The following is a 12,081-nucleotide window of genomic DNA, read 5'->3' on the forward strand; positions in this document are numbered from 1 at the left end:
GGTATGCGTCACCGAAGGTGGCCCAGATCAGTCAATCGCGCGCTTGCCGGCGCGGCCCACCGATTTGATATCCTCGCCCACGCCCTCGACAGTGTTGCAGGCAGTTGTGCCGGTCAGCGTCAGCGCGGCAAGGGCAGCGGCGATCAGGGTCTTGCGAAACATGGTCGGGTTTCCTTTCGAAGGCTTCGATACATCAACGCACAAGCATGAAAAATTATTCCTGACTCGCCGCTGAAGCGACACGGTTGGCCTTGGCCAGCTGCCGCTCGCGCCAGGCAATCAGCAGCCCTGCGCCAATGATCAGCGGCGCGCCGAGCCACAGGCTGGCAGGCGCAGCGCGGTCGAAGACGGTGTAGCCGTAGAAACTCGCCCACAGCAGCGCGGTGTAATCCATCAGCAGGATCACCGCTGCCGAGCCGAACCGCAGCGAGGTGGTCAGCAGCATCTGTGCCGCCGCTCCGACAAGGCCCATGCCGAGGATCAGCGACCATGTCAGCGGATCGTGCGCCGCTGCAACAAAGGGCAGGGCAAGCGCGGCCACCGGCGTGGTGAGTGCGGCGAACCAGAAGACGATGCTCCACGGGTTTTCGGTGGTGTTGAGATCCTGGATCTGGAAGCTGATCAGTGCGACCATGAAGGGCGCGACGAGGCCCACGAAAACGCCTGCGGGCGTCACGCCGTCGTGAAATCCGCCAAAGGGCTGCATCACGACGATCACGCCTGCAAATCCCATCGCCACTGCGCCCCAGCGATAGGGCCCGATACGCTCGCGCAGCAGCACCATGGCGATCAGCACGGCAAAGACCGGTGCGGTAAAACCCAGCGTGGTTGCTTCGGCCAGCGGCAGCAGCAGCACCGCGCCATAGGTGAACAGCATCCCCAAAAGGCCGGTTGCAGCGCGGCGGGCATGGGCGGGCAGGCGCTGCGTTTTCAGCATCGCCAGCCTGCCGGTCAGCATCAGCCCCGCGCCGAGCAGGGCCATGGTGATGAGTTGTCGCCAGAAAATCAGTTCGACGAGGTGCGCGCCGCGTTCTCCCGCCAGTTTGACCAGCATGCCCATGGTGGCGAGCGCAAAAGCGGCCAGCAGCCGGACAAACAGCGCGAGCAACGGGCGGGGGCGGGCGATCGAGCCATCCATCGCTGCCGGACTTGGCCCAGCGCCGGGGATTGCGCAAGCGCGCCAGAGCCCCATATGCGCGCGGTATGGACGCTATCACCCAATTCGAACTGCTGAGCGATGCGGCGCGGCTTGCGCTGGTGGGCGGGTTGTTCTGGGTGTTTGCCGGCTTTGCGGGACTGATGGAACGGCGCCGGACAAGGCAGCGCGATATCGGGCGGCTGGAACAGGTCGGCTGGGTGCCGTGGATGGGCCTGTTCATGCTCGCCGCAATCATCGGCGGCGGGTGCCTCGCGATGGGATTGCCCGCTGTTATCGGGAAAATGTAGCGGGCACTTCGATCTTGCCCAAACGGCGCCTTTGGCGCCGCAAGGCCGACCGGCCGCCGGCCGGTTAGGCCGAACCGCCTGCCACAAAGGCAGGCCACAAAAACGAACCCGTAGGGTTCGCAAGCGCGACCGCGCGCCGGCCGGTTAGGCCGAAGCTATCGGCCCGGAGGGGTCGATAGCGCCTGCCTCGTCAGAGGCAGGCCTCAAGATACGCCTGATCGAACCCGAATTGCCGCGCCTTCTCCAGCGTGTAGGGGCGCAGGCCCGACGAGCGGAATTCGCCGAGGATTTTCCCGTCCTCGCTCTCGTCGAGATATTCGAACTTGAACAGCTCCTGCGTCACGATCACGTCGCCTTCCATCCCGATCACCTCGGTGATGTTGGTGGTGCGGCGCGAACCGTCGCGCAGACGTTTGACCTGCACGATCAGGTCGACCGATTCGGCGATCTGGCGGCTGATGGCTTCCTTCGGGATCTTGATGTCGCCCATCAGGATCATGTTTTCCATACGGCCAAGGCATTCGCGCGGGCTGTTGGCGTGGAGCGTACACATCGAACCATCGTGACCGGTGTTCATCGCCGCGAGGAGATCGAAACACTCCGCGCCGCGAATTTCGCCCAGGATGATGCGGTCCGGGCGCATACGCAGGGCGTTCTTCACAAGGTCGCCGATGGTGATTGCGCCTTGCCCTTCAAGGTTCGGCGGGCGGGTTTCGAGCGGCAGCCAGTGTGGCTGCTGCAGGCGAAGTTCCGCCGCGTCTTCGATGGTCAGCACGCGCTCGCCCGGGTCGATCATCTTCGACAGGGCATTGAGCATCGTCGTCTTACCGGAGCCGGTACCGCCCGAGATGACGATGTTCATCCGGCACGCGCCCGCAATCTTCAGCGCGGTTGCCATCTTGTCCGACATCGACCCGAAGTCGCGCAGCATGTCGATGGTGATCGGCTTTTCGGAAAACTTACGAATCGAGATCGCAGTGCCGCGCAGCGAAAGCGGCGGCACGATCACGTTCACACGGCTGCCGTCTTTCAGGCGGGCGTCGGCCAGCGGCGTGGTCTGGTCGACGCGGCGGCCGACCTGGTTGACGATGCGCTGGGCGATCTGGAACAGGTGCTGTTCATCGCGGAAGCGGATCGGGGCGAGTTGCAGCTTGCCCTTCTTTTCGATGTAGGTCTGGTCCGGCCCGTTGACCATGATGTCGGACACGTCCGGATCGTTGAGCAGTTCTTCCAGCGGACCGAAGCCGAGCAGTTCGTCGATCAGCACCTTTTCCAGCGCGAATTGCTCGCGCCGGTTGAGCGTGACCTTCAGCTCGGCCAGCACTTCCATGATGATCGGGCGGAATTCTTCGGAGAGCTCTTCCTTGGAAAGCGTCGCCGCCGCTTCGGGATCGACACGTTCGAGCAGGCGCGGGAGCACCTGTTCCTTGATCTTGTGGACGCTGGCTTCAAACCCGCCGACTTCGGAATTGGCTTCGCTGATTGCCGCCATGCGTTCGTTGAGGCGGTCCATCGCCTCTGCGGTCGAGGTTGGGCGGCTGGGTGCGGGCGAGGGGACAGCTGCTGCCGGGCGGGCAGAACCGCCTTCGCCGGGGAGCGGCGGAAACTGTTCGCCCCCGCGCATTGCCGGTGCGCCCGCGCCCTTCATCGGACGGGCCACACCAAAGGCAGGACGTGCACCGGGCTTCACCCCGCCAACGTTACCTTTTTTGCCAAATGCGCTCATTCCCGGCCCCCGAGCCTCTCATCAACTGTGCGTCACTCGCCCCGATCATGCGAACGTGGCGTCTCGAAAAATGGTGAATAGGCAGGAAAGGTTGTTTTTTCCTAAATCTCTCGCCGCGCCCGGATCGCGATGCAGAGCGGTGCTTGCAATGCAGCCTGCGGGGTCGCAAAGGGCCGCGCCATGAACGATCACCACCGCAGCGGGCTGGGCTTGGCGCTGGCCGGTTTTGCCTGCCTTTCGGTGGGGGATGCTGTCGTCAAATCGATGGCGGGCGCGTGGCCGGCCATCGCGGTGGCGGCGCTGCGCTTCAGCATCGGTGCGGCGGCATTGTCGTTGCTGTTGCTGCGCAGCGAAGGGCCGCGGGCGTTCGTCCCCTCGCACCCGTGGTTGCAGCTGGCGCGGGGCATCTGCCTGGCGGTGGCATCGGTCAGCTTCTTTTCGGCGATCTATCTGATGCCGCTGGCCGAAGCGATGGCGATCGGCTTCCTGTCGCCGGTGCTCACCCAGCTGCTTGCCGGGCCGCTGCTGGGGGAGACGGTGCACCGCCGCGTGTGGCTGGCATCGCTGGCGGCATTTGCGGGCGTGCTGATCGTGCTGCGCCCCAATCTGGCGGAACTGGGGCTGGCAGCGCTGCTACCGCTCAATTCGGCGCTGTTCATGGCCTTGCTGATGATCACCAACCGCGCGAGCGCAGGGCAGGGCAGCGCGCTGTCGATGCAGGTGTTCGTGGCAGTGGTTTGCGCCCCGGTCCTGATCGCGGGCGCGGTTGCGGCAAAGCTGTCGGGGGTGGCCGCGCTCGATTTCGGCTGGCCGGAATGGCACGTGGCGGCCCGCTGCGCGATCGTTGCAGTCACCGCCAGCACGGCGCACTGGCTGGTCTATGTCGGCGCGGCGCGTGCCGGTGCTGCGGCGGTGGCGCCCGCGTCCTATGTCCAGATGCTGACAGCGATTGCGCTCGGCTGGTGGTGGTTCGGTGACCGGCCGGATGCGATGACGCTGACCGGTGCGGCCCTGATCGTCGGGGCGGGGCTATATCTGTGGCAGGCGGGGAAATCTCGCGCCCAGGCCTGAGGCAGGGTTTGTTGTTAAGGCGCTTGCGGTTAGAGCTTCAGGCAAATTCCACGAAGGACAAGCAGTCATGTGCGGCATTATCGGGATCGTAGGCCACAACAGCGTTGCCGAACGGCTGGTCGATGGCCTCAGGCGGATGGAGTATCGCGGCTATGACAGCGCCGGGATCTGCACCCTGCACGAAGGCGCTCTGGTGCGCCGCCGGGCCGAAGGGCGGCTCGCCAATCTGGTGACCGTGCTGGCGGGCGATCCTGCCCCCGGCAACGTCGGCATCGCGCATACCCGCTGGGCGACCCACGGCGCGCCGACTGCGGCCAATGCCCACCCCCATGCCACGGGTGAAGTGGCGATCGTGCACAATGGCATCATCGAAAACTTCAAGGAACTGCGCGCCGAACTCGCCGCCAGGGGCCGGGTGTTCGAAAGCGAGACCGATAGCGAGGTGGTCGCCCACCTGGTCTCCGCAGAAGTCGAAGCCGGTGCCGATCCGGTCGAGGCGGTGCGCGAGGTGCTGCCGCGCCTGCGCGGGGCCTTTGCGCTCGCCATCGCGTTTCGCCAGCATCCCGATCTCCTGATCGGCGCAAGGCTCGGCTCGCCGCTGGTGCTGGGTTATGGCCCCGAAGGGGCCGAGGCCGAAATGTATCTCGGTTCGGACGCGCTGGCGCTCGCTCCGCTGACGCAGCGCATCACCTATCTCGAAGAAGGCGACTGGGTGGTGATCCGGCGCGATTCGGCACAGATCTATGATGCCGCAAACACCCCCGTCACCCGCGAAATCCGCGCATCGGGCGCTTCGGCGGCGGCGGTGGAGAAGGGCAATTACCGCCACTTCATGCAGAAGGAAATCTACGAACAGCCCACCGTGGTGGCGCAGACGCTCGGTTCCTATCTGCGCCGGTCGGACAATTCGGTGGCGCTGCCGCAGATTGACTTCGACCTGTCGAGCGTGCGCCGCCTGACCATCGTCGCCTGCGGCACCAGCTTCTATGCCGGGATGGTGGCGAAATACTGGTTCGAGCAATTCGCCCGCGTGCCGGTCGACATCGATGTCGCCTCGGAATTCCGCTATCGTCAGCCGGTGCTGGAGGAAGGCGGCCTTGCGCTGTTCATCTCCCAGAGCGGGGAGACCGCCGATACTCTGGCCGCGCTGCGCCATTGCAAGGCCAATGGCCAGACCATCGCAGTGGTGGTCAACGTGCCGACCAGCACCATGGCGCGCGAGGCCGATCTGCTGTTGCCAACCCATGCAGGGCCGGAAATCGGCGTCGCCTCGACCAAGGCCTTCACCTGCCAGCTGGCCGTTCTGGCGGCGCTGGCGGCGCATATGGCGGTGAAGAAGGGCCGCCTGTCCCGTGCCGAGGAGGCCGAGATTGTCCGCCATCTGCTGGAAACGCCCGCAGCGCTCAACGCTGCGCTCGCCCATGACGACAGCATCGCCGCCATGGCCCACCTGATCGCACCGGCCCGTGACGTGCTGTATCTGGGGCGCGGGCAGGATTATCCGCTGGCGCTGGAAGGGGCGCTGAAACTGAAGGAAATCAGCTATATCCACGCCGAAGGCTATGCTGCTGGCGAGATGAAGCACGGCCCCATCGCGCTGATCGACGACAAGGTGCCGGTGGTGGTGATCGCACCTTCCGGGCCGCTGTTCGAAAAGACCGTCTCGAATATGGAAGAAGTGCGCGCCCGCGGCGGGCAGGTGGTGCTGATTTCCGATGCCAAAGGCCTTGCTGAAGCGGGCGAGGGCTGCATCGCCACCATCGAAATGCCGGTTGTCCACCCGCTGATCGCGCCGCTGGTCTATGCCATCCCTGTGCAATTGCTGGCTTATCACGTCGCAGTGGTGAAGGGCACGGATGTCGACCAGCCGCGCAATCTCGCCAAGTCGGTGACGGTGGAATAGCAGCGCAAAAGCCTGCGCGCCGGTTAACCAGTAACCGTCGCACTTTTCTGCCGCGCTTTACCGGGCCCTAACTATTGGACGTTAACAGCGTCGGGGTGAGTTACCAGCCAGCATCCCTCTCCGCAGAAGTTCCGGTCGATCTGCCGATCTCGGACGTGCTCGGCCTGTCGCGCAATCCTGCCTTCGATCCGCTGCGTCTGCGCGGAGAGGAATATTCGGAGCTTGTACGGGCGAGCCGTAACCGGCTGTTTGCCAACGCCATCGTCATGGCCTTCGTTGCGGTGGTGTTCGCGCCGCTGATCGGCCTGGCACCGGTTGGTCTGTGGGCGGTCGTGCTCGCCTTCGTGCTCTACAAATCGCGGGACATTGATCTGAAAGTGGCCGATCCGGCGACTCGCGGCGAACGGGCGACGCTGGAGCGCTGGCAGAACATCAATGCGGTTGCCTCGTCGTCGTGCTGGGTCGCTGCACTGATGGCTTTCCCCTATCTCGGCGGAGGAGCCGAGCAGTTCACCTTGCTGCTCGTGCTGCTTGTGCTGATGATGTCGTCCACATTCGTCTTTTCCACCTCGCCGCTGGGGGTGCTGATTTACAATGCGATCCTCGGCCTGGGAGCGATGGCATGCCTCGCGCTGGAGGGGAAATGGCTGGCTGCGGGTGGAGTGTCGCTCTTCACCATCGCTAGCATCGCCGGCACGATCCAGGTGCGCTCCACTTACCTGAAGGTGCGGATTGCCGAAGCTGCCGTGCTGGAAAAGGAAGAGGTCGTCTCGCTGCTGCTGCGCGAGTTCGAGGAGAACGAGGCGGACTGGCTGTGGGAAGTCGATCCCGGCCGCCGCCTGCGTGCGGTATCGCCGCGTTTCGCCTTTGCATTGGGACGGGCACAGGCGGCGATCGAAGGGCGTCCGCTGCTGGAAATGATTGCCGGGGCCAACTGGGAAAGCGGGCAGTTTCCGCCGAGCCTGCATGACCTTGCCGAGCGGCTCAAGAACCGCGAGAATTTCTCCAACCTGCTGGTGCAGGTCTCGATTCTGGGAGAGGAGCGCTGGTGGGAGCTTTCGGGCACCCCGATGCGTGATGAACAGGGCCGTTTTTCCGGTTTCCGCGGTGTCGGTTCGGACGTGACCGAACAGCGCAAATCGTCCGAGAAGATCGCCTATCTCGCCCGCTACGATACGCTCACCCAGCTGCCCAACCGCCTGCAACTGACCGAGGCTTTGGGTGAATCGCTGCGCTATGCCCAGCAATGGCGCACGCGCTGCGCGTTGCTGATGGTCGATCTCGACCGCTTCAAGTCGGTCAACGATTCGCTCGGCCACCTCACCGGCGACAAGCTGCTGGCGCAGGTTTCGGCGCGGTTGCAGTCGCTGATGGGCGAAAACCAGATGGTCGGGCGTCTCGGGGGCGACGAATTCGCCATCGTGATGCGCGATATCAGCTCGGCCGCGATGATCCGCGATCTGGCGCGGCGCGTGATCGATCGCCTGTCGGAACCTTATCAGGTCGATCACCACACCCTTTATGTCGGCGCCAGCGTCGGATCGGCCGAAGGGCCACGTGACGGGCACAGCGTCGAAGAACTGATGCGCAACGCCGACCTTGCGCTCTACCGCGCCAAGGATCTGGGCGGCGGCGAACATTGCCGGTTCGAGCCCGTGCTGCACGCCTCGGCAGAGGAGCGTCGCAAGCTCGAAGTGGCGCTGCGCAAGGCGCTGGGCCGTGACGAGATGCTTCTGCACTACCAGCCCGTGGTCGATGCCCGCAGCGAAAGCGTGGTCAGCTTCGAGGCGCTGGTGCGCTGGAACAGCACGGAGCACGGCTTTGTCAGCCCCGGCAAGTTCATCCCGCTGGCAGAAGATACCCGCCTGATCGTGCCGATTGGCAAGTGGGTGATGCGCAAGGCCTGCGAAGAAGCGCGCAACTGGCCCGATCACGTCAAGATCAACGTCAATGTCTCGCCCGAACAGCTGCTGGAGCCCGGCTTCCATGACGATGTGGTCGAAGCGCTGGCGAGCAGCGGCCTCAGGCCCGAACGGCTCGAGGTGGAAGTGACCGAGAGCATCTTCCTGCGCGATGCGACCGTGGCCCGCAACGCGCTGGAAAAGGTGATGGCGCTGGGCTGTTCGGTGGCTCTCGACGACTTCGGCACGGGTTATTCGTCACTCGGCTACCTGCGCAAGCTGCGGTTCTCGACGATCAAGGTCGATCGCTCCTTCGTGCAGGGGGCAGCGCAGGGGAGCGCCGAAAGCCTCGCGATCATCAATGCGGTGGTGGCGATGGCCACAAGCCTCGACATGACGACGACGGCAGAAGGCGTCGAGACCGCCGAGGAAGCCGAACTGATCCGCAACCTCGGTTGTGACAAGATTCAGGGTTATTACTTCGGTCGGCCCATGGGTGCAGACGAAGCCCGCAAGCTGTTTGCGATAGCGCGCCAGCTGCGCGCCTGATCAGGCCCGCTGTCAGGCAGTGGCAAAAGCGGCGAGGATGCTTTCGAACAGGCGGCGACCGTCAGAACCGCCCAGAGCGGCAACCGCAGCCGGTTCGATCGCCCGTTCGGGGTGCGGCATCATGCCGAGCACGCGGCCATTGTCGCTAAGCACGCCCGCGATGTCGCGCGCCGATCCGTTGACGGCTTCGGTGTAACGGAACGCCACGCGGCCTTCGCCTTCCAGTCGGTCAAGCGTGTCGGCATCGGCGTAGTAATTGCCATCGTGATGCGCGACCGGAATGCGGATCGCCTCGCCCGCCGAATAGCCAGTGGTGAACAGCGAAGCCGTGTTTTCAACCGTCAGGCCGACAGTGCGGCAGATGAAGCGTTGGCCGGCATTGCGCAGCAGTGCGCCGGGCAGCAGGCGCGCTTCGGTCAGCACCTGAAAGCCGTTGCACACGCCCAGCACCGGCACGCCGCGTGCCGCAGCTGCCACGACGGCGCGCATGATCGGGCTGGTCGCTGCCATCGCCCCGGAACGCAGGTAATCGCCATAGGAAAAGCCGCCCGGCAGCGCGATCAGATCAAGCCGTTCGGGCAGATCGGCATCGCCGTGCCAAACGCGCAAGGCAGGGGTGCCCGAAACCGCCTCGAGCGCCACCGCCATGTCACGGTCGCAGTTGGAGCCGGGGAAGGTGACAACAGCGGCGCGGAAGCCCATCACTTGGCTCCTTCGGGCTCGCCCGGGCCCTCGATGGTGAAGCTTTCGATCACGGTGTTGGCCAGCAGCTTTTCGCACATCGCGGTCAGAGTGGCATGATCGGTGCCGTCTGCCACATCGAGTTCGATCAGGCGGCCCACCCGCACATCTTCGACCCCGGAAAAGCCCATGCCCTCCAGAGCATGATGCACCGCACGACCCTGCGGATCGAGCACGCCGGGCTTCAGTCGGACGAGAACACGAACTTGCATGGGTCATGGCTCCAGTTTGGCCGCGAGCGGGGCGGGGCGGGGGTCGTGGCGCCGCTATAGCGCGCCAGCGCCAGCGCGCAATCGCGCTGATGCGGCTTCTGCACCGGCGGTGCGCATGGCCGGATTGTCATGTGCCGGTCAAAGACGGGCCATATTGTAACCTTCGTGCAACAATGGTCCCAAGATTGCCTCCGGAGAAGCACCTTCGCGCCATATTTCGGTCCCTGCGACCTCGCGCGAATCGCGCAAAACTGCCAGCGGCGCGATCACCCCCTCTCCATCCTTCCCATCAAGGAGGTCGTTCGATGTCTCACCGCTTTACTGCCATTCGCGCCGCATGGGCCGCTTCGACCGTGCTGGCCGCTGCCATCGGCTTTGCCGCACCTGCCGCCGCGCAGGAGGCGGGCGCCTCGGAAACCGAGGGCCAGCTTGCCACCATCATCGTGACCGCCAACCGCCGCGAGGAAAACCTTCAGGACGTTGCGGTTTCGGCTGACATCCTCGACTCCGAGCGCGTGGGCGCGATTTTCAGCGCGGCGGGCGATATCACCGCGCTGGCCGGCACCGCGCCCGGCCTCAACGTCGAAAGCTCGAACGGCCGCGTCGCGCCGCGTTTCTACATTCGCGGGCTGGGCAATACCGATTTCGATCTCGCCGCCTCGCAGCCGGTCTCGGTCATCCTCGATGACGTCGTGATGGAGAGCGTCACGCTCAAGAGCTTCCCGATCTTCGATGTCGAGCGCGTCGAAGTGCTGCGCGGGCCGCAGGGGACGCTGTTCGGCCGCAACACGCCGGCCGGGATCGTCAAGATCGATTCGATCAAGCCGAGCCACGACACCAGCGTTGCCGCCGCGCTTTCGTTCGGCAGCCTCGACACCATGTCGCTGAACGGCGCGGTGGGCGGATCGATCGTGCAGGATGTGCTGGCCTTCCGCGTTTCGGCGCAGATGCAATCGCGCGGCGACTGGATCGACAACGGCTTCACCAACCGCGACAACGTTCTGGGCAGCTTCACCGATTTCGCTGCCCGCGGGCAGTTGCTGTTCACGCCGGGTGACCGCGCGAGCGTGCTGGCGGCGGTCAATTTCCGCGACCTCGATGGTTCGTCGACCTTCTTCCGTGCCAACATCCTTGGCCCGGGCAACAACAACCTCAACGCCAATTATGACCGCAATACCGTGTTCTACGATGCGGGCGGCGGCAACCGGGCCAACTACCGGCAGTTCGGCGCGACCCTGACTGCGGCCTATGAATTCGACGGCGCAACGCTGACGTCGATCACCAGCCACTGGACCAGCGAAGGTTCCAGCCGCGGCGATATCGATGGCGGCTTCGGCGCGGTGTTCCTGCCGGGTGGCGGCGGGCCGGGCCTGATCCCGTTCCCGTCGGACACGCAGGACTCGATCGATCTCGAACAGACCACGCAGGAAATCCGCCTTGCCTCGAACGGCGACGGACCGCTCGGCTGGCAGGTTGGCGGGTTCTACTTCGAAAGCGATTTCGATGTCACGACCGTCGGCTTCACCTTCCCGCCGCCGGTGACTGTCAACCACACCAACGAGGCGTGGGCGCTGTTCGGCCAGTTGTCCTACCAGCTGACCGAAAGCCTGCGGGTGACCGGCGGCCTGCGTTATACCGATGACCAGAAGGCGTTCTTCGTCCGCTCGGGCGCGGCGCCCCAGCCGGTGAGCGTCGGCGATGACCAGTTCGACTGGGACATCAGCCTGTTTGCCGATGTGTCGGACGATGCCAGCGTCTATGCCAAGGTGGCCAATTCGTTCCGCGCGCCGACCATCCAGGGCCGCGATGTTGCCTTCTTCAACCCGCCTTCGGTGGCCCAGTCGGAAAACATCACCTCCTACGAAGTCGGCTTCAAGAGCGAGCTGGCCGATCGCCGCGTCCGTCTGAACGGTGCGGTCTATTACTACACCGTCGAAGACCCGCAGTTCACCGCTGTGGGCGGCGCGGGCAACCTCGTGCAGCTGATCAACGCCAACAAGGGCGAGGCATGGGGCGTCGAATTCGACGGTGCGTTCCAGATTTCGCCGGAGTTTCTGGTGACGCTGGGCGTGGCCTACAACAACACCGAAATCCAGGATTCCAACCTGGCGGTGGGCATCTGCGCGCAGTGCACCGTGACCGATCCGACCCGCGTGATCGGCGGCAGCACCCGTGCGCTGATCGACGGCAATCCCTTCCCCAACGCGCCCGAATGGAGCGGCGATTTCACCGCCCGTTACGCCATCCCGGTGGGCAACAGCGGCGAATTCTTCATCTTCACCGACTGGACCTATCTGGGTGAAACCAACTTCCTGCTGTATGAAAGCCGCGAATTCAACGCGGGCAGCCGGATCGAGGGTGGCCTGAAGATCGGCTATTCGGGCGACAACGGCCAGTGGGAAGTGGCGGCCTTTGCCCGCAACATCACCGATGAGGACAACGTGCTCGGCGTGGTGGACTTCAACAACAACACCGCTTTCGTGAACGATCCGCGCGTCATCGGCGCGATGCTGAGCGTCAAGTACTGAGCCG

The 12,081-nt window shown here is 64.6% G+C and carries 10 protein-coding genes; 5 read left to right on the forward strand and 5 right to left on the reverse strand.

Annotated features, from left to right (window positions below; all coding sequences use genetic code 11):
* Nucleotides 1–27 precede the first annotated feature (27 nt).
* Both ACU0AG_RS12140 and ACU0AG_RS12145 read right to left on the reverse strand, forming a co-directional pair.
* Nucleotides 28–162 carry an entericidin A/B family lipoprotein gene (locus ACU0AG_RS12140; protein ID WP_482782544.1) on the reverse strand — a complete coding sequence of 45 codons (135 nt, stop codon included), beginning with the start codon at nucleotides 160–162 and terminating at the stop codon, nucleotides 28–30.
* A 52-nt stretch (nucleotides 163–214) separates the two neighbouring features.
* Nucleotides 215–1,138, reverse strand: coding sequence for a DMT family transporter (locus ACU0AG_RS12145; protein ID WP_482782545.1), 924 nt, complete (start codon nucleotides 1,136–1,138; stop codon nucleotides 215–217).
* Between the two features lie 65 nt (nucleotides 1,139–1,203).
* Here ACU0AG_RS12145 and ACU0AG_RS12150 point away from each other — a divergent pair, with 65 nt between their 5' ends.
* The gene (locus ACU0AG_RS12150) at nucleotides 1,204–1,446 is read left to right on the forward strand and encodes a hypothetical protein (RefSeq protein WP_482782546.1); all 243 of its coding nucleotides are present in this window, start codon (nucleotides 1,204–1,206) and stop codon (nucleotides 1,444–1,446) included.
* 190 nt (nucleotides 1,447–1,636) lie between these two features.
* On the opposite strand, the gene ACU0AG_RS12155 is transcribed toward ACU0AG_RS12150, so the two are convergent.
* A complete protein-coding gene (locus ACU0AG_RS12155) occupies nucleotides 1,637–3,172 on the reverse strand; it encodes a TadA family conjugal transfer-associated ATPase (RefSeq protein WP_482782547.1) in 1,536 nt (511 codons plus the stop codon).
* A gap of 180 nt (nucleotides 3,173–3,352) precedes the next feature.
* Between ACU0AG_RS12155 and ACU0AG_RS12160 the strand changes: the two genes are divergently transcribed.
* The 3 genes from ACU0AG_RS12160 (at nucleotide 3,353) to ACU0AG_RS12170 (ending at nucleotide 8,596) form a co-directional block, all read left to right on the forward strand.
* The gene (locus tag ACU0AG_RS12160; protein WP_482782548.1) at nucleotides 3,353–4,243 is read left to right on the forward strand and encodes a DMT family transporter; all 891 of its coding nucleotides are present in this window, start codon (nucleotides 3,353–3,355) and stop codon (nucleotides 4,241–4,243) included.
* Between the two features lie 67 nt (nucleotides 4,244–4,310).
* Complete coding sequence (glmS, locus tag ACU0AG_RS12165) at nucleotides 4,311–6,146, forward strand: glutamine--fructose-6-phosphate transaminase (isomerizing) (protein ID WP_482782549.1); 1,836 nt, start codon at nucleotides 4,311–4,313, stop codon at nucleotides 6,144–6,146.
* A 95-nt stretch (nucleotides 6,147–6,241) separates the two neighbouring features.
* Nucleotides 6,242–8,596, forward strand: coding sequence for a putative bifunctional diguanylate cyclase/phosphodiesterase (locus tag ACU0AG_RS12170; protein ID WP_482782550.1), 2,355 nt, complete (start codon nucleotides 6,242–6,244; stop codon nucleotides 8,594–8,596).
* A gap of 12 nt (nucleotides 8,597–8,608) precedes the next feature.
* Here the strand turns inward: ACU0AG_RS12170 and purQ are convergent, their stop codons facing one another.
* Together purQ and purS are read right to left on the reverse strand one after the other, a co-directional pair.
* Entirely contained in the window at nucleotides 8,609–9,298 is a 690-nt protein-coding gene (gene purQ / locus ACU0AG_RS12175; protein WP_482782551.1) for a phosphoribosylformylglycinamidine synthase subunit PurQ, read from the reverse strand.
* Nucleotides 9,298–9,549 carry a phosphoribosylformylglycinamidine synthase subunit PurS gene (gene purS, locus ACU0AG_RS12180; protein WP_482782552.1) on the reverse strand — a complete coding sequence of 84 codons (252 nt, stop codon included), beginning with the start codon at nucleotides 9,547–9,549 and terminating at the stop codon, nucleotides 9,298–9,300. Before purS ends, purQ begins: the two co-directional genes overlap by 1 nt.
* A gap of 305 nt (nucleotides 9,550–9,854) precedes the next feature.
* Here purS and ACU0AG_RS12185 point away from each other — a divergent pair, with 305 nt between their 5' ends.
* Nucleotides 9,855–12,077 (forward strand): TonB-dependent receptor, encoded by a 2,223-nt coding sequence (locus tag ACU0AG_RS12185; protein WP_482782553.1) that lies wholly within the window; start codon nucleotides 9,855–9,857, stop codon nucleotides 12,075–12,077.
* Nucleotides 12,078–12,081: the final 4 nt, after the last annotated feature.

The organism is Erythrobacter sp. RANMB8, assembly GCF_056848235.1.